Annotated in this window: 20 protein-coding genes and 2 rRNA genes; 13 read left to right on the top strand and 9 right to left on the bottom strand. The window is 73.3% G+C overall.

Features of this window, described 5'->3' with window-relative positions; all coding sequences use genetic code 11:
- The 8 genes from CK505_RS13070 to CK505_RS13035 form a co-directional block, all read left to right on the top strand.
- Positions 1-236 (top strand): 23S ribosomal RNA (locus tag CK505_RS13070); the annotation flags it as partial.
- A gap of 202 nt (positions 237-438) precedes the next feature.
- Positions 439-555, top strand: a 5S ribosomal RNA gene (gene rrf, locus CK505_RS13065).
- A 151-nt stretch (positions 556-706) separates the two neighbouring features.
- Positions 707-1,303, top strand: coding sequence for a superoxide dismutase family protein (locus CK505_RS13060; RefSeq protein WP_244915847.1), 597 nt, complete (start codon positions 707-709; stop codon positions 1,301-1,303).
- 102 nt (positions 1,304-1,405) lie between these two features.
- Entirely contained in the window at positions 1,406-2,218 is an 813-nt protein-coding gene (locus tag CK505_RS13055) for an alpha/beta fold hydrolase (protein WP_095651336.1), read from the top strand.
- Between the two features lie 164 nt (positions 2,219-2,382).
- Complete coding sequence (locus CK505_RS13050) at positions 2,383-3,321, top strand: SDR family oxidoreductase (RefSeq protein WP_017834107.1); 939 nt, start codon at positions 2,383-2,385, stop codon at positions 3,319-3,321.
- A 107-nt stretch (positions 3,322-3,428) separates the two neighbouring features.
- Positions 3,429-4,238, top strand: coding sequence for a hypothetical protein (locus tag CK505_RS13045; protein WP_095651335.1), 810 nt, complete (start codon positions 3,429-3,431; stop codon positions 4,236-4,238).
- Positions 4,235-4,708, top strand: a complete 474-nt coding sequence (locus CK505_RS13040) for a phage holin family protein (protein ID WP_095651334.1) — start codon at positions 4,235-4,237, stop codon at positions 4,706-4,708. Before CK505_RS13045 ends, CK505_RS13040 begins: the two co-directional genes overlap by 4 nt.
- On the top strand, positions 4,705-5,352 hold the full coding sequence (locus CK505_RS13035) for a DUF3618 domain-containing protein (protein WP_095651333.1): 648 nt from the start codon (positions 4,705-4,707) through the stop codon (positions 5,350-5,352). The genes CK505_RS13040 and CK505_RS13035 overlap by 4 nt, the downstream gene beginning before the upstream one ends.
- A gap of 100 nt (positions 5,353-5,452) precedes the next feature.
- Here the strand turns inward: CK505_RS13035 and CK505_RS13030 are convergent, their stop codons facing one another.
- Both CK505_RS13030 and CK505_RS13025 read right to left on the bottom strand, forming a co-directional pair.
- Entirely contained in the window at positions 5,453-6,292 is an 840-nt protein-coding gene (locus CK505_RS13030) for a GDSL-type esterase/lipase family protein (RefSeq protein ID WP_095651332.1), read from the bottom strand.
- Positions 6,293-6,368: 76 nt separating this feature from the next.
- The gene (locus CK505_RS13025) at positions 6,369-7,388 is read right to left on the bottom strand and encodes an LLM class flavin-dependent oxidoreductase (protein ID WP_095651331.1); all 1,020 of its coding nucleotides are present in this window, start codon (positions 7,386-7,388) and stop codon (positions 6,369-6,371) included.
- A 137-nt stretch (positions 7,389-7,525) separates the two neighbouring features.
- On the opposite strand from CK505_RS13025, the gene CK505_RS13020 reads away from it, so the two are divergent.
- The 4 genes from CK505_RS13020 to CK505_RS13005 all read left to right on the top strand — a co-directional run bounded on the left by CK505_RS13020 (position 7,526) and on the right by CK505_RS13005 (position 10,403).
- The gene (locus tag CK505_RS13020) at positions 7,526-8,221 is read left to right on the top strand and encodes an alpha-ketoglutarate-dependent dioxygenase AlkB (protein ID WP_095651330.1); all 696 of its coding nucleotides are present in this window, start codon (positions 7,526-7,528) and stop codon (positions 8,219-8,221) included.
- Between the two features lie 22 nt (positions 8,222-8,243).
- Positions 8,244-8,795 (top strand): flavin reductase family protein, encoded by a 552-nt coding sequence (locus tag CK505_RS13015; RefSeq protein ID WP_095651329.1) that lies wholly within the window; start codon positions 8,244-8,246, stop codon positions 8,793-8,795.
- A 170-nt stretch (positions 8,796-8,965) separates the two neighbouring features.
- Positions 8,966-9,679, top strand: coding sequence for a flavin reductase family protein (locus CK505_RS13010; protein ID WP_176475345.1), 714 nt, complete (start codon positions 8,966-8,968; stop codon positions 9,677-9,679).
- 127 nt (positions 9,680-9,806) lie between these two features.
- On the top strand, positions 9,807-10,403 hold the full coding sequence (locus tag CK505_RS13005; protein WP_095651328.1) for a YceI family protein: 597 nt from the start codon (positions 9,807-9,809) through the stop codon (positions 10,401-10,403).
- A 94-nt stretch (positions 10,404-10,497) separates the two neighbouring features.
- Here CK505_RS13005 and CK505_RS13000 read toward each other — a convergent pair whose 3' ends face one another.
- Both CK505_RS13000 and CK505_RS18905 read right to left on the bottom strand, forming a co-directional pair.
- Complete coding sequence (locus CK505_RS13000) at positions 10,498-10,728, bottom strand: hypothetical protein (RefSeq protein WP_141246823.1); 231 nt, start codon at positions 10,726-10,728, stop codon at positions 10,498-10,500.
- Positions 10,725-11,126: a cell division protein CrgA gene (locus tag CK505_RS18905; RefSeq protein ID WP_240722726.1), complete on the bottom strand. Its 402-nt coding sequence runs from the start codon at positions 11,124-11,126 to the stop codon at positions 10,725-10,727. Before CK505_RS18905 ends, CK505_RS13000 begins: the two co-directional genes overlap by 4 nt.
- A gap of 142 nt (positions 11,127-11,268) precedes the next feature.
- Between CK505_RS18905 and CK505_RS12990 the strand changes: the two genes are divergently transcribed.
- Positions 11,269-11,907 carry an aminodeoxychorismate/anthranilate synthase component II gene (locus tag CK505_RS12990; protein WP_095651326.1) on the top strand — a complete coding sequence of 213 codons (639 nt, stop codon included), beginning with the start codon at positions 11,269-11,271 and terminating at the stop codon, positions 11,905-11,907.
- A gap of 22 nt (positions 11,908-11,929) precedes the next feature.
- On the opposite strand, the gene pknB is transcribed toward CK505_RS12990, so the two are convergent.
- The 5 genes from pknB to CK505_RS12965 are packed head-to-tail and all read right to left on the bottom strand — an operon-like array spanning position 11,930 to position 20,425.
- Positions 11,930-13,972: a Stk1 family PASTA domain-containing Ser/Thr kinase gene (gene pknB / locus CK505_RS12985; RefSeq protein WP_095651325.1), complete on the bottom strand. Its 2,043-nt coding sequence runs from the start codon at positions 13,970-13,972 to the stop codon at positions 11,930-11,932.
- Positions 13,973-13,975: 3 nt separating this feature from the next.
- Positions 13,976-15,721 (bottom strand): protein kinase, encoded by a 1,746-nt coding sequence (locus tag CK505_RS12980; RefSeq protein WP_095651324.1) that lies wholly within the window; start codon positions 15,719-15,721, stop codon positions 13,976-13,978.
- Positions 15,718-17,163, bottom strand: coding sequence for a penicillin-binding protein 2 (locus CK505_RS12975; protein ID WP_095651323.1), 1,446 nt, complete (start codon positions 17,161-17,163; stop codon positions 15,718-15,720). Before CK505_RS12975 ends, CK505_RS12980 begins: the two co-directional genes overlap by 4 nt.
- Complete coding sequence (locus CK505_RS12970) at positions 17,160-18,920, bottom strand: FtsW/RodA/SpoVE family cell cycle protein (RefSeq protein ID WP_095651322.1); 1,761 nt, start codon at positions 18,918-18,920, stop codon at positions 17,160-17,162. The genes CK505_RS12975 and CK505_RS12970 overlap by 4 nt, the downstream gene beginning before the upstream one ends.
- The gene (locus CK505_RS12965; RefSeq protein WP_095651321.1) at positions 18,917-20,425 is read right to left on the bottom strand and encodes a PP2C family serine/threonine-protein phosphatase; all 1,509 of its coding nucleotides are present in this window, start codon (positions 20,423-20,425) and stop codon (positions 18,917-18,919) included. Before CK505_RS12965 ends, CK505_RS12970 begins: the two co-directional genes overlap by 4 nt.
- Between the last annotated feature and the right edge of the window lies 1 nt (position 20,426).

Below are 20,426 nucleotides of genomic sequence, written 5' to 3'. Positions count from 1 at the left end.
CGGACGAACCTCTGGTATGGCAGTTGTACCGCCAGGTGCACCGCTGCTTCGCTACGTTCGGAAGAGATAACCGCTGAAAGCATCTAAGCGGGAAGCTCGCTTCGAGATGAGATTTCCACGCACCTAGTGTGTGAGAGGCCCCCAGCTAGACCACTGGGTTGATAGGCCGGAGGTGGAAGCACGAACCAACGACGTGTGCAGCCGACCGGTACTAATAAGCCGACAACTTACACCACACCCCCACCCCCACCACGTGTTGGGAACAAGGGTGGGGTCACCACAGAACACCGCGTCCACTATACGGCTCCCAACCAACAACCCACCCGTCGCTTACGCGGCGGGCACAGGGAACCGCAATTGAATACCGCCCACCACGGGCGGACAACCACAGTGACTTACCCACCCCCGCGAGCACCCGGCGGGGTCGGGCACCAGAGTTACGGCGGTCATAGCGTGGGGGAAACGCCCGGTCCCATCCCGAACCCGGAAGCTAAGACCCGCAGCGCCGATGGTACTGCACCCGGAAGGGTGTGGGAGAGTAGGACACCGCCGGACCACACCAAGGGTCGAGCGCCCGCACCACACGGTGCGGGGGCTCCCCGCATTTAACACCCATCGTCTTCGTTGAATCCCCTCCGACCACGGCTTATGGTCGAGGACCAGGACCCGGTGACGACGAGGAGGAGCCGTGCGACGGAGCAGGCTGATGGCAGCAGTGATCGGAACGACCGCCCTGGTGCTCGCCGGTTGCGACGGGGGCGGTGACGACAGCGCCGTGGTCGAGGAGACGTCGGCCGCCTCGGAGGCGGCTGCCGGCTCCCGCGCCGTCCTCCAGGACACCGAGGGCTCGGAGGTCGGCAGCGTCAGCTTCGCGGAGGTCGCCGCCGGCACGGAGGTCGTGGCCGAGGTGCAGGGGCTCGAGCCCGGCTTCTACGGACTGCACGTGCACGCGACCGGCCTCTGCGAGCCCGACAGCGCGGCCCCGGGGGACCCCGGCACCACGGGTGCGTTCCTCTCCGCGGGCGGCCACCTCGGGAGCGAGGACGCCGAGCACCCCGACCACCGGGGTGATCTCCCCGCCCTCCTGGTGACGGAGGAGGGGACGGGCTTCCTCACGACGGTCACCGACCGCTTCGGTGTCCAGGACCTCGTGGCCGACGACGACGGCAGCGCCGTGATAGTCCACTCGGGCCCCGACAACCACGCCAACGTCCCGGAGCGCTACGCCCCCGACGGTCCCGACGAGGCCACGCTGGGCACGGGCGACGCCGGGTCGCGGCTGGCCTGCGGCGTCGTCGAATGACCGCGGGCCGTCCCGGCCGCGGGTGAGACCCGGCCCTGCGGCGGCGTCCTTCGCTACTCTGGGAGCGTTCCTGCCGTACGCCCGAGAGAGGGGTCTCCCACCATGCCCGACGTCAGTTCCGCGACCGCCCGGATCAACGGGGTCACCATGACCTACACCGACCGGGGGGAGGGGCCGGTGCTGCTCCTGCTGCACGGTCACGCCTACGACCGCAGCATGTGGGCCCGCCAGGTCGAGGTGTTCGCCGACCGCGGCTGGCGGGTGGTCGCCCCCGACCTGCGCGGCTTCGGCGGGTCCGAGGTCACCGAGGGGATCGTCTACACCGAGGAGTTCGCGGACGACGTCGCCGCGCTGCTCGAGCACCTGGCCGTCGACCGGGCGGTGGTGGTCGGGTTCTCGATGTCCGGCCAGATCGCCATGGAGCTCCTCCACCGCCACCCCGGCCGGGTCCGGGCGCTGGTCGTCAACGACACCGTCCCCGAGGCGGAGGACGCCGCCGGCAGGCGGCGCCGCCACGTCGCCGCGGACGCCATGCTGACCGGCGGCATGGAGGCCTACGGCCGCAATGTCCTGGGCAAGATGGTCGCCGAGTCGACGGTGGAGACCCGCCCCGAGGTGGCGGCCGAGGTGCTGGCCATGCTCCAGAACGCTCCCGCGAAGGGGGCCGCCGCGGCCATGCGCGGGCGCGCCGAGCGCCGGGACTTCACCGAGCTGCTCCGCGGCGCCCGGATCCCCGTGCTCGTCGTGGTGGGCGCGGACGACGCCTTCGACGGCGGCGCCGGCCTGCGGATGACCGAGCTGGCCGCCGGGGCGGAGCTCGTCGTCGTCGACGGCGCCGGGCACACCCCCAACCTCGAGCAGCCCGCCGCGTTCGACGACGCCCTGGAGAACTTCCTGCACCGTCTCGACGCCTGAGCGCGGTCACCCCGCGGCAGTACGCTCCTGCGCCCCGTGCCCCTCGGCGGTCCCTCCGTCACGGGGGCGCGGGGTGTCCTGTTCTCCCACAGAGAAGCCGTTGTCCTGCCGACCGCATCATCAGTATGCTGTCCAGATCAGTGCACGACGAGAGGAAGTGGAGCATGGCCGAGACGAACAGCGGCAACCCCGAGAACGCCGACCGCGAGACGGTGGACCAGCTCGCGTTCCAGAACCCCGTGACGCGATACCCCGTCCTGTCGCCCCCGAAGCAGGACCAGCCCGAGCCGGGCCTGGACGTCGAACTCGAGCCCAGGACCGACCGCGGGGAGCTCTCCTACCGGGGGACCGGCCGCCTGGAGGGGCGCAAGGCCCTGATCACCGGGGCGGACTCGGGCATCGGCGCGGCGGTCGCCATCGCGTTCGCCAAGGAGGGCGCCGACGTCGCCCTGAACTACCTCCCGGACGAGGAGCCCGACGCGCAGGTGGTCAAGGCCGCCATCGAGAAGGCCGGTCGCACGGCCGTCCTCCTCCCCGGGGACCTGACCGACAAGGACTTCTGCGCGGCCCTGGTCGACAACGCCGTGGACGGGTTGGGCGGGCTCGACATCCTCGTCAACAACGCCGGCAAGCAGGTGGCGGTCGAGAGCCTCGAGGACCTGAGCGACGAGCAGCTGGTCGACACCTTCACCGTCAACATCGTGGCGATGTTCCGGATCACCAAGGCGGCGCTGCGGCACCTGCCCGCGGGGTCCTCCATCATCAACACGACGTCGATCCAGGCGTACCAGCCGTCGCCGGACCTCCTCGACTACGCGTCGACCAAGGCGGCGATCAACAACTTCACCAAGGGCCTCGGCCAGCAGCTGGCGCCCAAGGGCATCCGCGTCAACGCCGTGGCGCCGGGACCGTTCTGGACGCCTCTCCAGGTCTCGGACGGGCAGCCGAAGGACGCGCTGCCAGAGTTCGGGCAGTCGACGCCCCTCGGCAGGGCCGGCCAGCCCACGGAACTGGCCCCCGCCTACGTGTTCCTCGCCTCCTCCGAGTCGAGCTACGTCATCGGCGAGACCCTCAACGTCAACGGCGGCAGCCCGTCGCCGTGAGGACGCGCCGATCCGGCGAAGGGCTTGGCTCCGTGGAGCCTTCGACCTAGGCTAGAACCAGCCCGCACCATCAGTGGACTTATGAAATGTTCCAGAAAGGCGGAATCATGACCACCAACCCCTATGACCCCACCCCCTACGACGCCGGTTCGAGCCACGCGGCGCAGACCGGCACCTCGTCCAAGAAGGATGTCGCGGCGGAGCAGGGCAAGGCCGAGGCGAACCAGCTGAAGCACGAGGCCGCCGGCTCCGGCCAGCGCGTCAAGGAGACGGCGAAGGAGCAGGCCGGAGCCGTCAAGCAGGAGGCCACCGCCCAGGCGCAGAACCTCCTCGGCCAGCTCCGGAGCGACCTGAGGGACCAGGTGGCCCCCCAGCAGGAGCGCATCGCCTCGAGCGTCCGCTCCGTCAGCGACGAGATCAACGCCCTGTCCCGCGGTGAGAAGCCCGAGACGGACTTCGTCACGGGCCTGCTCGGCAGCGTCTCCGGGCGCGTCGACTCCATGGCCTCCTCCTTGGAGAACAAGGACGCCCAGGACCTGCTGCAGGACGTCCGCCGGTTCGCGGCGCGTCGCCCCGGGACCTTCCTGGCCCTGGCCGCCGGCATCGGGCTCCTCGCCGGCCGCGCCACCCGCGGCGTCAAGGACAGCGACGAGATCGCGACCGACCGCCAGGGCGCCAAGGAGTACTTCGGCGTCTCCGGCCGGCAGGACCAGGGCACCGCGGCCGGGACGGGCGTCGCCACCGGCGCCGTCTACGACCAGGGCTACGACCGCAACCTCACGGCGACCGAGACCTCGGGCTACACCCCGGCCGACCCCTACGCCTACCGCTCCGACGAGCAGGGCGAGGCGGCCCGCACCTACACCGACCGCGTGCCCGGCACCGTCTACCCGGACCAGGAGGGCGACCGTCGATGAGCCATCCCATTCCCCCCTCGGACGCCGAGAACAGGGCGGAGCACGAGTCGCTCGGTGAGATGTTCAAGTCGCTGAGCACCAACCTCTCCACCCTCATCCAGCAGGAGATCGCGCTCGCCAAGGCCGAGACGACGCAGGCGGTGCAGGAGGCCAAGCAGTCCGCCAAGGACACGGGAAAGGGCGCCGGCATGCTCGCCGGGGCCGGCGTGGCCGGACACTTCGTCCTGCTCTTCCTGGCCCTCGCCCTCATGTGGGGACTGAGCAACCTCGTGGGCCTGGCCTGGTCCTCGGTCATCGTGGCCGTGCTCTGGGCCGTCATCGCCGGCATCCTCGCCGCGATGGGCAAGAAGAACCTCAACGAGGGCAAGCGGGAGATGACCGAGGCGACCCAGGATCCGCTGCCCCTCACCCGTGAGACCGTCTCCGAGATCCCGGACACCGTGAAGCCCTCCAAGAAGGAGAACCGATGAGCCAGCAGAACCCCGAACAGATCCGCGCCGACATCGAGGCCACCCGCGCTCGGCTCGGCTCCGACGTCGACGCCGTCGCGGAGAAGGTGACGCCCGAGCGTGTCGTCGAGCGGCAGAAGGACAAGGTCCGCGGCAAGGTCCAGGACACCGTGCACGGAGTGAGGGAGCGAGTCATGGGTTCTTCCGACGACGAGTTCACGGTGGGCGGTTACTCCACCGGCGACGTCCGGGACGAGGCGGCGTACCGCGCCGACCAGGCCCGCGGCGCCGTGCAGAACGCCCCGGCCACGGCCCGGGCGAAGACCCGGGGCAACCCGCTGGCCGCCGGTCTGATCGCCCTCGGCGCCGGCTGGCTCGTCGGCTCGCTGCTGCCCTCCACGCAGAAGGAGCAGGAGCTCGTCGCCGACGCGGCGGACCGGGTGCAGCCCCACGCCCAGCACGCGGTCGAGTCCGCGAAGAGCGCCGCGCAGGAGGTCGCCCAGGACCTGAAGGAGCCGGCCCAGGAGGCCGCGCAGTCCGTCAAGGAGACCGCGCAGTCGGGCGCCCAGGAGGTCAAGCAGCAGGGCCAGGGCGAGGCCCAGCACCTGAAGTCCTCCGCCCAGGACTCGGCGCAGTCCGTCAAGGACGAGACGAAGAACGCCTGACCCGCGTCCGGCCGCACCCCGGCCGGGAGCCGGTGACGCACCGGGCGCGACGCAGGCCCCGGACCGACGGTCCGGGGCCTGCGTCGTGGCCGGCGAGCGGTCAGCGGGCCCGGGCGGCCTGCCCGAGGAGCCCCGGGAAGTAGCCGGAGAGGTACCCGCGCTCGGTCGGGTGCAGGTTGTGGCTGCCGGCGTCGGGGCCGAAGAGGATCCACGGGTCCGCCGAGCCGACGCCGTGGCCGCGGAAGCGGTCGGTGACGTCCACGAAGACGGCGCCCTCCTCCTCCACGCCCGCCGCGAGAGCCGCGTTGAGCTCGTCGGTCCAGTCGTTGAGCTGGGCGGCCCGCTCGGCGGAGATCAGCGGGCTGTCCGCACGGTCGTCGAAGAGGTGCGGATAGCCCAGCACCACGATGCGCGCGTCCGACGCGGCGTCGACGGCCGCGACGGTCTCGGCCGCGGAGGCGGCGGCGGACGCGATGAGCGCGGGGGCCTCCGCGAGCTTGGCGTCGCACGGCGCCGGGCCGTAGGCGGCCTCGGCGGGGGCGCTGCACGCCTCGACGAACCCGCCCCACCCGATGTCGTTGCCCCCGAGGGTCAGTGTCGCCAGGTCGGCCGAGGCGAGGGCGTCGGCGACCGGCTGCGCGGCGACGAGGTTCCGCACCTCGTGCGTCTCGTAGCCGGCGCACGCCGCGTCCAGGGTCACCTCGATCCGGGGGTGCGCGTCCAGCTTGTCGACGTGGTCCCGTCCCGTGCCCTGGACGCAGCCGGGAACGCCCTCGACCGCTTGGAGCCCGCCCGTGCCGAAGGCCGCGGAGTAGGAGTCGCCGAGGTTGACGACCTCGACGGTGCGCGGGGTCGCGGCGGCGGGGGAGGCGGCCGCGCCCGAGAGGGCGAGCGCCGCGGCCAGGGCGGTGACGGTGCGTCGGGCGGTGACTGAGGACATGGCGGGGACCTTTCGGGGGGCGGTGGCGCCTCCCGGGGGCGGCGCCGTGACGGCGGACGCCGGTGACTCCCTGAATTTACAGTCGCGACGCGGCGGAGGGAAGGTCTGTCCCGGCGTCCTGACCCCAGGCCCCGGCCAGGAGCTCGAGGGAGCGCAGCACCTGCTCCTGGGTGGGGGACGCGGGGGCGATCATGAGCTCGTCGGCGTCCGCCGTGACCGCGAAGTCCTCCAGGGAGGACCGGACCTCGTCGCCCGTGCCCGCGGCCGACCAGTGCAGCATGTGCAGGATCTGCTGCCCGGCGGGGCTGTCCATCACCATGTCCAGCTCAGCCTCGCTCAGCTCGCGGCCGCGGCCCACCATGGCGCGCACCCGTTCGCGCCGGGCGGTCCCGAGCTGTTCGGCGGCATCCTCGGCGGTGTCCGCGGCGATGACGTTGACGGCCGCGACGACGTACGGCTCCGCGAGCTGCTCGGAGGGACGGAACCCGGCGCGGTAGGCGGCCACGGCGTCCACGAGCGCGTCGGGGGCGAAGTGGGAGGCGAAGGCGTAGGGCAGCCCGTAGGCGGCGGCGAGCTGGGCGCCGAACAGCGAGGAGCCCAGGATCGTGAGGGGCACGTCCGTCCCGGCGCCCGGCACGGCGCTGACGCCCGGGACGATCGAGCGGCCGCTGAGATAGCCCTGCAGCTCGCGGACGTCCTGCGGGAACTGCTCGGCGGCGGAGGGGTCCCGGCGCATGGCCCGCACCGTCCGCAGGTCCGTGCCGGGGGCCCGGCCCAGGCCCAGGTCGATCCGTCCGGGGTGCAGCTCGGCGAGGGTGCCGAACTGCTCGGCGATCACGAGGGGGGAGTGGTTGGGCAGCATGACGCCGCCCGCGCCCAGGCGGACGGTGGAGGTGTGCGCGGCGACGTGGGCGATCAGCACGGCCGGGGCCGAGGAGGCGATCGTGGGCATGTTGTGGTGCTCCGAGTACCAGACCCGCAGGTACCCCAGGCGCTCGGCGTGCTGGGCGAGGCGCACGGAGTCGGCGAAGCTCTCGCCCACGGACGCGCCCTTGCGGACGGTGGCGAAGTCGATGACGGACAGGGGCAGCGGCACGGCGGACCTTTCACGGTGATCGGGAGAACCTCCACGCTACTCCTCTCCGCCCGGGGCCGCCGTGGCGGGGCGCACACCGGTGCCGCCGCCCGCGGTGCCGGTGCGCGGTGTCGGCGGTCGCGGCTACGCTCGGCAGCATGATCGACCCCTCGACCCCGTTCTCGGCGCCCGAGCTGTTCGAGCTGCCCCGGGAGCGCGCGGAGATCGCCCCCGGCGCCGTCCACGTGCCGGGGTGGCTCGGGCCCGAGGAGCAGCGGGACCTGGTGCTCCGCTGCCGGGAGTGGGCCGTGGGCCCGGTGCCCATGCGGCACATGGTGCTCCCGGGCGGCGGCCGGATGTCGGTGCGCTCCACGACACTGGGCTGGGACTGGGCGCCCTACCGCTATCTGCGCACCGGGGAGCGCAAGCGGGCACCGGACATGCCCCCGTGGCTGACCGAGCTGGGCCGCCGGGCCGCCCAGGAGGCCTACGGCCCCGGCAGCCCGGACGCGCAGGACTACCGGCCGGACACCGCCCTGGTGAACTTCTACGACGCCGACGCCCGGATGGGCATGCACCAGGACAGGGACGAGGCCTCCGCCGCGCCGATCGTCTCCCTCTCGCTCGGGGACACGTGCGTCTTCCGCTTCGGGAACACGCAGACCCGCTCGGCGCCGTACCGGGACGTGGAGCTGCGCAGCGGCGACCTCTTCGTCTTCGGCGGCCCCTCCCGCTACGCGTTCCACGGGGTGCCGCGCATCCGCCCCGGCACGGGGGCGGCCGCGCTGGGCATGAAGGGCGGGCGGCTGAACCTGACCCTCCGGATGACGGGACGGTCCCGGCCGGAGCGCTGAGCCCCCGTGCCAGACTGGCGGGATGGAGCTTCCCGATCCCGCACCGGCCCACCTGATCGACCCGGCGGCGCCGGACGCCGAGGACGTCGGCGCCTACCGCCTGCTCGCCGCGGACATCGCCTCCGGCGTGGCGGTCGTGGCCGCCCGGCACCGCCGGCGGGACGTCGCCGCGACCGTGACCGGGTTCCTCGACGTCTCCTACGACCCGCCCACCATGCTCGTGAGCCTCTTCGAGGAGGGGCGGATCTGCGACGCGGTGGAGTCCTCCGGCGCGTGGACGCTCTCCGTGCTGCGCCGGGACCAGGAGGGGGTCGCCAACTGGCTCGCGAGCCCCGGCAACCCGGTCGAGGGCCTGCTGGACCGCGTGCCCTTCCGGCGCGCGCCGCGCTCGGGGGCGCCCGTCCTGGACGGGGCGCTCGCGTGGTTCGAGCTCTCCACCGTGGCCGTGCACACCGCCGCGACGCACCGGCTCGTCGTGGGCGAGGTGACCGCGATGGGCCGCGGGGTCGCGGAGGCCCGGGCCGACGACCCGCTGGTGCACTACGCCCGCGGCTACCGGGGCCTGACCCGGTGACCCGGGGGCGCCGGACACGACGACGGCGCCCGTGCAAGACTGTGACGTCGGGTTTCTCCCGCCCCGTCAGCGGCGGAATCGATTGACTCCCGCTCCGGTTCCGGACGTAGCGTGGACCGGTGGGGCCGCCCGGCGGCACCGTTCCCACGGCTCTCCACGGAAGGACACTCATGGCGGCCCAGCACCACGAACGCCGGCCTCGTCGGGGGCACGACGACGACGCGCCCGCCGGCGGCGCGCCGGAGCAGAGCCCTCCGCGGCCCGAGCGGACGGCGGAGGAGCCGCGGCTGAGCGCGGTCCCGCGGCCCGGTCCCCCGGCCGAGCGCGCGGCCGCGTCGGTCGCCGACCTCGAGGTCCCGGCCGACCACCTCCAGGACCTCGAGCACGTGGGCGAGGCGTTCAAGGCGGCCTTCGCCCACCACCCCGCGGGGGTCGCGATCATCACCGCGCGGGGCCCCGAGGGGCCGGTGGGCCTGACGGCGTCCTCGGTGTCCTCCGTGTCGGCCGTGCCGCCGATCCTCGGCTTCTCCCTGCAGGCCCGTCAGGGCTCGGCCGCTCTGCTGGCCGAGGCCGACTCCTTCCTGGTGCACCTGCTGGACGCCGAGAACCTCGACCTCGCCCGGTCCTTCGCCGTCTCCGGGGCGCCGCGCTTCGGGACGGACATGCCCTGGGAGTACCTGGAGACGGGGGAGCCCCGGCTGCTCAACGTCGCCCGGGTCCTGCGCGCGGTCCCGCTGGCCCGGATCAAGGCCGGGCCCGCCCTCGTGTTCAACGCCGCCGTGGTCGACGTCCTCGGCCACGAGGGCACGGGCGTCCCCCTCGTCTACCACCGCCGCCGGTTCCACGAGCTCAACGACCGCTCCGCCCTGGACCCCGAGGCCTGAGCGTCCGGGGGCGGCCCCCGGGGACCCGGAAGAACTTCGGACTTTGTTGTTGACACATCACCAAGGTGCTCCTAGAGTAGTTGACGAAGCAACAACCTGCTCGCCACCGATCCCCAAGGAGAACACCATGTCCCAGCTCAACGGTCTCGTCCCCGGTTCCTGGACCTTCGACCCCGCCCACTCCGAGGTCGGCTTCACCGTCCGCCACGCCGGCATCTCCAAGGTGCGCGGCACCTTCGGCGAGGTCGACGCGCAGCTCGAGGTCACCGACCCGGTCGAGAGCTCGACCCTGAACGCCACGGTCCAGATGGCGAGCATCGACACCAAGAACGCCGACCGCGACGCCCACGTGCGCAGCGCCGACTTCTTCGCGGTCGAGGAGCACCCCACGATGACCTTCACCTCGACCGCCGTGGCCTTCGACGGCGAGGAGGGCACGATCACCGGTGAGCTGACCATCAAGGACGTGACCCGCACCGTCGAGCTCGCCACCGACTTCAGCGGCGTCGTCGTCGACGCCTTCGGCGTGACCCGCGCCGGCTTCTCCGCCGAGACCACCATCTCCCGCAAGGACTTCGGCATCACCTGGAACGCCGCGATGGAGGCCGGCGGGGTCCTCGTCTCCGACAAGGTCGTCATCAGCCTCGACGTCGCGTTCACCGCGCCGCAGAACGACCCCGAGGAGACCGTCGAGGGCCAGGAGGCCGTCTCGGCCCAGGCCTGATCCCCCGACAGGCGCGCACGGGAGCGGCCCGCACCCCGGCAGGGGTGCGGGCCGCTCCCGTGCGCGCCGTGACCGGTGCCGCGGGCCGGTGCGGCTAGCGGAGCTGCTGCACCAGGAACCAGATCGCGGGACCCGCGACCAGCAGCAGCAGCGCCCACCGGCGCAGCCGCACCTCGAACGTGGCGGCGTTGAACCGCCGCCCGTCCTTCGGCCGGGACTCGGCGATCTCGTCCTCGAGCGGCTTGGGGGAGGGCTCCTGCGAGTCCTCGTGCGGGCCCTGGTGCGGGTCCTCGGGGCCGGTGCCGGCAGGGGGCACCGAGGTCACCGCCACTTCGTGGTCATGATCAGCCCCACCATCATCAGGGCCAGGCCCACCCCGATGTTCCACGTGCCGATCCCGGGCACGGGATAGGTGCCCTGGAAGAGGTAGTAGACGATGAGCCACAGCAGCCCGACCACCAGCAGGCCCAGCATGATGGCCTTGTACCAGGTGGGCGTCGGGGCGTGGGTCTCCGGCGAGCCGTGCCGGGAGCGCTCGGTGAGCTCCTGCGCCACCGCGTTCGCGGCGGCCTCCGGGTCGAACGCGGTGGAGCCGCCGGGCAGCCCCTCCGCCGCCAGCCGCGCCAGCTCCGCGTCGACGGGCGGGGCAGCTGCCGGCGTCGACCGTCCGGAGCCGCCCGGACGGCGGGCCGGCTTCTTGCGGCGGTTCTTGGACTCGGGCACTGATCCTCCTGATCACCAAGCGGGCCGTCTTCACGGCGGGGGGTCCGGTGCACCAGTCTAGCCGCCCGGTGCGTGCCCTCCTGCGGACGCGTAAGCTGGACGGGCGCACGCGCCGAGAGGCACCCCACTCCCAGGAGATCCTGTGACCGTCAAGATCCTCGTCGTGGACAACTACGACAGCTTCGTCTACACCCTCGTCGGCTACCTCGAGCAGCTCGGTGCGAGGACCACGGTCATCCGCAACGACGACCTCGACGAGACCGCCGCGTGCGCGCTCGCCGACGAGCACCAGGGCGTCCTCCTCTCGCCCGGCCCGGGCGCTCCCGCCGACGCCGGCGTGTGCACCGCCCTGATCCGCCACGCCGAGCGGACGGGGCAGCCGCTGCTCGGCGTCTGCCTCGGCCACCAGGCCCTCGCGGAGGCGTACGGGGGGACCGTCACCCATGCCGAGGAGCTCATGCACGGGAAGACCTCCCGGGTGGAGCACAACGGCACGAGCGTCTTCGGCGCCGTGCCCAGTCCGTTCACCGCGACCCGCTACCACTCGCTCGCCGTCGTGGACCAGTCCGTGCCCGACGTCCTCGAGGTCACCGCCCGCACCCCGAACGGGGTGATCATGGGGCTGCGCCACAAGAGCGCCCCGCTGCACGGGCTGCAGTTCCACCCGGAGTCCGTCCTCACCGAGGGCGGCTACCTCATGCTCGGCAACTGGCTCGAGCTCGTAGGGCTCAAGGGCGCGGCGCGGGCCGCCGCGTCGCTCTCCCCGCTGATCACCGTCTGATCCTCGGCCGCCGGCCCGGACGTCAATCGCGCCGGGGCCCGCGGTCCGCGCCCTGCTCGAGCGCCTCGCGGGCCCGGTCGGCCGCCTGCTGGGGGATCCCGTCCTGCTCGTCGTCGTCGCGCGCCTCGGTCTCGGGGGAGTCCTCCGGGGACGTCTCGGCGGAGTCGTCCGGGGTGCTGCTGGGCTCGGACTCCTCCTCCTCCGGTGCGGCGGTCTCCTCGGGCTCCTCCTCGTCCTCGGTCGCCTCCGGGGAGGCGGACGGGGTGGGCGAGGGGGTCGGCTCCGGAGCGGGCTCGGGCTCCGGGGCGACCGCCACGGTGAGCGTGATCGTCGAGCCCTGCGGCGCGGACTGTCCGGCGTCGACGCTCTGGTCCACGACCTGCCCTGCGGGCACTCCGGCCCGGGGTGTGGTGACGACCTCGGACGAGATGCGGACCGCGTCCGCGCCGAGGGCCGCGACCGCCTCCTGCCGGCTCAGGCCCACGAGCTGCGGCACGGTCACCCGCCCCGTGGACAGCACGAGCTGCACCTCCGAGCCGCTCGGGACGGTGGTCCCGCCGGCCGGGTCGGTGGCGACCAGCATCCCCTGGGGCACCCATGGGCTGTTCGCCGTGCGGGTCGCCCCGGCCTCGAGCCCGGCGGCCTCCAGGGCGTCCCGCACGTCCTCCTCGGACCGGCCCGCGAGGTCGTCGGGGACCTCCACCTCGGCGGGCCCCCGCGAGACCGCGAGGACCACGGTGGAGCCCTCCTCGACCTGCGTGTCGGCCGTGGGGTCGGTGCCCACGGCGTCGCCCTCGGGCACCTCGTCGTCGAAGACCTCCTCGCGCTGCGGCACGAGCTCCGCGTTGCGCAGCGCCGTCTCGGCCACCGCCGCGTCCATCCCCGCCACGTAGGGGACGGCGACGAGCACGGGTCCGCCGCGCTGGTCCTGGACCCACTGGAGGGCCACGACCCCGAGGACGGCGAGGACCGCGAGGGCGAGCAGGCCGAGCAGCGCCGCGCGCAGCGGTCGCCGTCGGCGGTCCCGCGCCGGGGTCGAGCCGCTCCCGGGGTCGTCCGCCGGCACCGGCGCCGCGGCGACCGCCGTGCCCGCCGCCGTCGGCGGAGCGGCCGCCCCGGCGGGCACGGGGACGGGCGGGAGGGTCTTCGTGTCCTCGTCCCGCTGCCGCACCGCGTGCAGGGGCTGGGTGGCCTCCAGGTCCCCCGGCACCGCGGGGCGCAGCTCCCGCAGCGCCCGGCGCATCTGCCCGGCGTCCTGGAAGCGGGCGGAGCGGTCCTTGGCGAGGGCCTTCGCCATGAAGTCGTCGACGCGCCCGCCGAGCCGCGGGTCCAGCTCCGAGGGCGCGGGGGGATGGTCCCGGACGTGCTGGGCGGCGATGTCCACCGAGGACCCGCCCACGAACGGCGCCCGGCCCGTGAGCATCTCGAAGAGCACGCACGCGGCGGAGTAGAGGTCGGAGCGGGCGTCCACGGACTCGCCCCGGGCCTGCTCCGGGGACAGGTACTGCGCGGTGCCGAGGACGGCCTGGGCCTGGGTCAGGGCCGGCGAGGTGTCCTCCACGGCCCGGGCGATGCCGAAGTCCATGACCTTGATCTGCCGCTCGGGGGTCACGATCACGTTGGCGGGCTTGATGTCTCGGTGGACGATGCCGGCCCGGTGGCTGTACTCCAGGGCGTCGAGGATGCCCAGGGTGATGTCCACGGCCTCCTGGGGCGTCACGGCGTTCTCGTGGATCAGCTCCCGCAGGGTCCGGCCCGGCACGTACTCCATCACGATGAACGGCCGGTCCACGCCCTCGTCGGTCGTCGCGAGGATCTCGCCCGTGTCGTAGACCGAGACGATCGAGTGGTGGTTCAGGGCGGCCACGGACTGGGCCTCGCGCTTGAACCGTTCGTGGAAGGTGCCGTCCCGGGCCAGCTCGGGGCGCAGCACCTTGATGGCCACCCGCCGGCCCAGCCGCAGGTCCCGCCCCAGGTGGACGGTGGCCATCCCGCCGCGGCCGATGGTCTCGCCCACCTCGTAGCGGTCGTTGATGAGGGAGGGGACGGGGTTCCGGCCCGGCACGGCTCAGCCCTCCTGGCCGGGCCCGGTCGGTGTCGCGGTGGGCGAGGGCGATCCGGTGGTGGGGGCGGTGGTCGTCTCGGGCGCCGCGGCGACCCACATCTCGATGGTGTCGCCGGGGCGGACGGTGGACCCGCCCAGGGGCTGGGTGCGCAGCACGGTCCCGGGCTCGGCGTCCTCGGTGGTCTCGTCGTAGCGGATGATGTTCACGCCCAGGAGCCGGATCTCGTCGATCAGCGGGTCGGCCGGGCGGCCGACCATCCCGGAGGGCAGCTCCACGGTGTCCGGGCCGGTCGAGTAGACCACCGTGATGGTGGTGCTCCGCGCCACCTGGCCCACGGGGTTCAGGGACAGGACGGTGTTCTGCTCCTCGTCGGCGGTGCGGCCCTCGCGCTCCACGGGGAAGCCCAGGTCGGAGAGCTCCTGCACCACCTCGTCCACCGGCCGGCCCTCGTAGCGGGCGGCGAGGACCTCCACGGTGTCCGCGCCGGGCTGCTCCGCCGCCGGGGGCGTCGGCTCGCCGGGCACCGTCGAGGTCGAGACGGTGCCCGTGGGGGAGGGCTCCTGGCTCACGGGCGCCGGCTCGCGCAGCAGGAAGAACCACAGCAGCCCTGCCACGAGGAGCAGCACCAGGAGCACCGGCAGCAGCCAGGCCCACACCGAGCGGCGCTCCCGGCGCTCCTCGGGACGGGCCGGACCGGTGCCGGGGTCCTCCCCGGGGCCCTCCGGGCCGTCGACGACGTCCAGCTCGGCGGTGATGGGCCGTGGCCCGCCGGCGGCGGCGGCTCCGGTCGCCGCGGCGGCCGCGGTGCGGTCCCGGTCCAGCACCTGCGTCGGCTCGTCGCGCACGGGCTCGAACGCCTGGGTGGCGTCGTCGTCGGGCAGGTCGAGGAAGGGGCGCATCCCGGGGACGGCCGCGACCGCCGCGTCCTCGTCCCCGCGGCGGATGGCGTCCACGGCGGTGGCCAGGGCGCCGGCCGTGGCCGGGCGGTCCTTGGGGTCCTTCGCCAGCATCGACATCAGCAGCGCCCGCACGGTCTCGGGCACGCTGTCCTTCAGCGGCGGCGGCGGGTCGTTGACCTGCGCGAGGGCGATCGCGATCTGCGACTCCCCGGTGAACGGGCGGCGCCCGGCCAGGCACTCGTAGCCGATGATGCCCAGCGAGTAGATGTCCGAGGACCCCGTGGCGGTCTGACCCGTGGCCTGCTCGGGCGCGAGGTACTGGGCGGTGCCCATGACCTGCCCGGTGGCCGTGAGGGGCACCTGGTCCGCCAGGCGGGCGATGCCGAAGTCCGTGACCTTCACCCGGTTGTCCGGGGTGATGATGAGGTTGCCGGGCTTCACGTCGCGGTGCACCAGGCCCTGGGCGTGCGCGGCCGCCAGCGCCCGTGCGGTCTGCCCGATGTAGTTGAGCACGGTGTCCGGGGCGAGCGTCTTCTGCCGCTCGATGATGTTGGACAGCGGCTCGCCCGGGACCAGCTCCATCACGAGGAAGGCGGAGCCCTCCTCCTCGCCGTAGTCGAAGACGTTGGCCACCCCGGGGTGGTTCAGGAGCGCGGTGTGCCGGGCCTCGGCGCGGAAGCGCTGCAGGAAGTTCGGGTCCCCGTTGTACTCCTCCTTGAGGATCTTCACGGCCACGATCCGGCCCAGGACCCGGTCCTTGGCCTTCCACACCTCACCCATGCCGCCGATCGCGATCCGATCGGTCAGTGCGTAGCGCCCGCCCAGGACGGTGCTCGACGATGGTCTCACTTGTTCAACACCGCCTCGAAGAGTCGCTTGGCACCGGGACTGGTCAGGGAGGCGCCCGTCGCCACGTCCACGTCCTCGAAGACGACGGCGAGGGCCACCTGGGGGTCGTCGGCCGGCGCGAAGCCCGTGAACCAGGAGTCGTTGAGGCCTTCGTCCGAGCCGATCTCGGCGGTGCCCGTCTTCCCGGCCACCTCGACCCCCGGGACGGCCGCGCCGCGGGCGATGCCGTCCTCGACGACCTGCACCATCAGGTCCGAGACGGTCCCGGCGACGTCCGCGCTCGTGGAACGGCGCAGCTGCTCCGGGTTGAGCTCCTCGATCACGGACAGGTCGGCGGAGCGCACGGTGCGCACGAGCTGGGGCTTCATCTGCACGCCGTTGTTGGCGATCGTGGCGCTCATCATGGCCACCTGCAGGGGCGTGGTGCGCACGTCGTACTGGCCGATCGAGGACAGCGCGAGCTGGGCCTCGTTGAGCTCCTCGGGGAACACCGACGGGGTCACCTTGAGCGGCACCGAGAGGGGCTCCCCGTAGCCGAAGTTCCGGGCGGTCTCCCGGATCGCGTCCTCCCCGAGGTCCAGGGCGATCGAGGCGAACGGCGTGTTGCAGGACTGCTCGAGCGCGAACTCCAGGTCCGCCTCCGCACGGGCGGTGCAGCCGCCGCCCACGTAGTTGGGCAGGGTCACGTCGGTGGCGGGCAGGGGCAGCTCCTGGGGGTTCGGGATCAGGGTCTCCGTGGTGTAGTCCCCGGACTCGAGGGCGGCCACGGTGTCGATGATCTTGAACGTCGAGGCGGGGGCGTAGAGGTCACCGGCGACGGCCCGGTTGACGAGGGGCGCGTCGGGGTCCTCGTTGAGCCGTTCCGCGGCGGCGATCACGGAGCCCGAGTCGTGCGAGGCCAGCTCGTTGGGGTCGTAGCCCGGGGTGGAGACCATGGCGAGGATCGCGCCCGTCTCCGGGTCGAGGGCCACGATCGAGCCCTTCCGGCCCTCGAGCACCTCGGCCGCGGTCTGCTGCAGCACCGGGTCGATGGTGAGCTCGACCGACGCGCCCGTGGGCTGGTTCCCGGAGAACATGGAGACCACGCGGTCGTAGAACTGCTCGTCGGAGGCGCCGGAGAGCTCCTCGCCGAGGGCCGCCTCGAGCCCGGTGGCGCCGTAGACGAGGGAGAAGTAGCCCGTGAGGTGCCCGTACGTCAGCGGGTCCGCGTAGACGCGCTGGTACTCGAAGTCGTCCTCCGAGGGCACGGAGGACGCCTTCGGGTCCCCGTCCACGAGGATCGCCCCGCGGTCCGCGCCGAACTGGTCGTAGAGGCTGCGGTTGTTCCACGGGTGCGCCTCGAGGGTGCGCGCCGCGACGAACTGCACGTAGGTCAGCGCGAGGAGCAGCACGGTGAAGATCGCCACGCCGGCCACCCAGGTGTGTCGGATCGCCCGGTTCACGATGCTCCTCCGTTCTCGGTGCTCCGGGACCCGCCGGGGCCCCTGCGGTCCTTGTCGGTGAGGCGGGACATCGCCTCGGTGGGGGTGCCGCCGTGGTGGTCCGCGTCCTCGGCGTCCCGGTGCCCGTCGAGGCCCGCGGCGGCGATCGGCTCGGTGGCGGCGGTGTCGGCGGGCACCGCCGGGCCGCGGGCCGTGTCGGCCCCGGTGCCCCGCCCTCCGGTGGCGCGGTCCACCCCGTCCGCCTGCCCCGCGTCCTGCTCGGGCCCGTCCGGATCCGTCCCGGGACGGCGGTCCCGGCGGCGTCCCGGGCGCTCGGCGCGCTCCTGCTCGTCGCGCCGCGCCGCCTCGCGCAGCGCGGCCTCGTGGGCGGCGATCTCGGCGAGGTCGGCCTCGGTGGCCGGACCGGTGACCACGGGCCGGCGGGCCGTGTGGGAGATCGCCAGGATGATCGCCGCGATGATCCAGTTGGACAGCAGCGAGGAGCCGCCCGCGGACATGAACGGGGTGGTCAGCCCGGTCAGGGGGATGAGCCGGGTGACCCCGCCCACCACCACGAACAGCTGCAGCACGATGACCGCGGACAGCCCCGCCGCCAGCAGCTTGCCGAAGGAGTCACGGGTGCCCAGGGCGGCCCGGAAGCCCCGGGTGACGAACAGGAAGAACAGCACGAGCACGGCGCTCAGGCCGATGAGCCCCAGCTCCTCGCCGAACGCGGTCATGATCATGTCCGAGTTGGCGTAGGAGACGAGGTCCGGCCGGCCCTGGCCGAGCCCCTGCCCGAAGAGCCCGCCGGAGGAGAGCCCGAACAGGCCCTGGACGATCTGCCCGGAGCCGCCCGGGGCCCGGTTGTACACCTCCGGGTCGAACGCGTTGAGCCAGGAGTCCAGGCGTGCCGCCACGTGGCCGAAGGTCTGGCTCGCGAAGAACCCTCCGACGGCCACGAGCAGCAGCCCGATGACGATCCAGCTGAGCCGGCTCGTGGCGAGGTAGATCATGGCCAGGAAGAGGCCGAAGAACAGGATCGCGGAGCCGAGGTCCCGCTGGAACACCAGCACGCCGATCGCGATGATCCACGCCGCGAACATCGGCGCCATGTCCCGGAACCGCGGCAGGCGCACGGGGCCGATCTTCTTGCCGGCCAGCAGGATGAGGTCCCGGTTGGTCGAGAGGTAGCCGGCGAAGAAGACGGCCAGGGTGATCTTGGCGACCTCCCCGGGCTGGAAGGTTCGACCGCCCACGGAGATCCAGATCCGGGCGCCGTTGAGCTCCAGGCCGAGACCGGGCAGGAGGGGCAGGAGCAGCAGCAGCCCGCTGAGCACCAGGCAGATGTAGGTGATCCGCCGCAGCACCCGGTGGTCCTTGAGGAACCAGAGCACCAGGCAGGCGGCGGTCATGGCGAAGGCCGTCCACACCACCTGGGAGCCCGCGGCCGTCTGGTCCGTGGTGAGGTCGATCCGGTGGATCATGGCGATGCCCAGCCCGTTGAGGGCCACCACGATCGGCAGGACATAGGGGTCCGCGTACTTGGCCCGCAGCCGCAGCACCACGTGCAGGACCAGCGCGCCGATGCCCAGGACCAGCCCGGAGACGAGGAGGTGCGGGTCCCCCGAGCCCAGCTGGTCGGGGTCCACGAGGACGTTCGCGCCCACGCCGATGCCCACGGCGAGCACGAGCAGGAGCAGCTCGGTGAGCCGCCGCGGCTTCTGGCGGGGCTCGACCTGCTCCTCCCGGGCGGAGGTCGCGGCGGGGGCGCTCATCCGTCACCCCCGGGAGAGGCCGCGGGCGAGGGGGTGGGCGAGGCGGTGGGGGAGGCGGTGGGGGAGGCGGTGGCCCGCTGGACGGTGCCCGTGGGGCGCGGCTCCGGGCCGGGCGTCTCCTCGGGCACGGACTCGCGCAGCTCGCGCACGATCCGCTCCGCCTCCTCGAGGCTGCCGGCGGGGATGGCGTTGCGGACCCGTTCCTGGGCGAAGCCCGGGAGGTCCTCGACCCGGAGATCCGTGGCGCGCTCGAGGTCGCTGAGGCTCACGGGCCCCAGCGACTGGGAGACGCCGTTGTAGATCGCCACGTTGCCCTGCTGCTCGCCGACGTAGTACTGGGAGCTGATCCAGCCGCTCGTGAGCCAGCCCCCGGCCACGAGCAGCAGCCCTGCCGTGGCCAGCGCGAGCACGGCCACGGCGCGCCGGTGGCGGCGCCGGCGCGGGGACGGGACGGTGGCGCCGGCCCGGTGCAGCGCCGACTCGACGTCCCGCGGATCGGCCAGCGTGTCGGGGGCGGAGGTCTGCAGGAGGGTCGCGCGGCGCTCCAGGACGCTGTCGCTCACGGTGGGGATGCGCCCGGTCTGGGTGGCGTTGGCGGCGGCGCCCACCAGCAGGTGCGGGCGCGCGGCGAGGTCGCGGCGCAGCGCGGCCGCCGAGGACTCGGCCTCGGCGGTCCCCGGCGTCCCGGCGTCCCCGGTGATCTCGTCCGAGGTGCGGGCGAACTCCGGGTCCGGGACGGCGCCGCGGGCCTCGCCGGCCTGCGGCACGGGGGCGGTGTCGTCGGTCTCGAAGACCTGGACGACCACCACGGTCACGTTGTCGGGGGCCCCGCGGTCCAGGGTCAGCTCCACGAGCGTGTCCACGATCTGGTTGAGGTCGTCGGTGGAGCCCAGCACCGAGTGGATGGTCTCCGGGCGGACCACGGCATTGAGCCCGTCGGAGCACAGCAGCCAGCGCTCGCCGCGCTCCGGGCGGAGGGTCTCCACGTCGATCTCGGGGGAGGCGTCGACGTCCCCGAGCACGCGCATGAGGACGTTCTTGTGCGGGTGGGACTCGGCCTCGTCCGGGCGCAGCCGGCCCTCGTCGATGAGCCGCTGGACGAAGGTGTGGTCCTTGGTGACCTGGCGGAACTCGTCGCCCCGCAGCCGGTACGCGCGGGAGTCCCCGATGTGGGCCACGACGAGCTCGTCCTGGTCCGCGAGCAGGGCCGTGACGGTGGTGCCCATGCCGCCCAGGCGGGCGTTGCCCAGGACCAGCTTGGCGAGGTTCTGGTTGGCGTTCTGGATCTCGTCCGTGAGCACGGTGGCGCCGTCGCCGTGGTGGTCCGGGCGGTCGAGGCTCGTGAGGTCCATGACCGCGGAGGCCGAGGCGACGTCCCCGCCCACGTGCCCGCCCATGCCGTCGGCGACCACGGCGAGGTGGCGGCCCGCGTAGGCGGAGTCGTCGTTCTTCGAGCGGACGCGGCCCACGTCGGAGCGCGCCGCGTAGCGGAAGGCGATCGCCATG

The organism is Kocuria sp. WN036, assembly GCF_002287015.1.
Classification (GTDB): Bacteria; Actinomycetota; Actinomycetes; order Actinomycetales; family Micrococcaceae; genus Kocuria; species Kocuria rosea.
This window is presented reverse-complemented; position numbering and strand designations above follow the sequence as displayed.

Coding starts and splice junctions, on each gene's coding strand:
- CK505_RS13060 (WP_244915847.1), top strand. CDS start 707: ATGGCAGCAGTGATCGGAACGACCGCCCTGGTGCTCGCCGGTTGCGAC.
- CK505_RS13055 (WP_095651336.1), top strand. CDS start 1,406: ATGCCCGACGTCAGTTCCGCGACCGCCCGGATCAACGGGGTCACCATG.
- CK505_RS13050 (WP_017834107.1), top strand. CDS start 2,383: ATGGCCGAGACGAACAGCGGCAACCCCGAGAACGCCGACCGCGAGACG.
- CK505_RS13045 (WP_095651335.1), top strand. CDS start 3,429: ATGACCACCAACCCCTATGACCCCACCCCCTACGACGCCGGTTCGAGC.
- CK505_RS13040 (WP_095651334.1), top strand. CDS start 4,235: ATGAGCCATCCCATTCCCCCCTCGGACGCCGAGAACAGGGCGGAGCAC.
- CK505_RS13035 (WP_095651333.1), top strand. CDS start 4,705: ATGAGCCAGCAGAACCCCGAACAGATCCGCGCCGACATCGAGGCCACC.
- CK505_RS13030 (WP_095651332.1), bottom strand. CDS start 6,292: ATGTCCTCAGTCACCGCCCGACGCACCGTCACCGCCCTGGCCGCGGCG.
- CK505_RS13020 (WP_095651330.1), top strand. CDS start 7,526: ATGATCGACCCCTCGACCCCGTTCTCGGCGCCCGAGCTGTTCGAGCTG.
- CK505_RS13015 (WP_095651329.1), top strand. CDS start 8,244: ATGGAGCTTCCCGATCCCGCACCGGCCCACCTGATCGACCCGGCGGCG.
- CK505_RS13010 (WP_176475345.1), top strand. CDS start 8,966: ATGGCGGCCCAGCACCACGAACGCCGGCCTCGTCGGGGGCACGACGAC.
- CK505_RS13005 (WP_095651328.1), top strand. CDS start 9,807: ATGTCCCAGCTCAACGGTCTCGTCCCCGGTTCCTGGACCTTCGACCCC.
- CK505_RS12970 (WP_095651322.1), bottom strand. CDS start 18,920: ATGAGCGCCCCCGCCGCGACCTCCGCCCGGGAGGAGCAGGTCGAGCCC.
- CK505_RS12965 (WP_095651321.1), bottom strand. CDS start 20,425: ATGGCGATCGCCTTCCGCTACGCGGCGCGCTCCGACGTGGGCCGCGTC.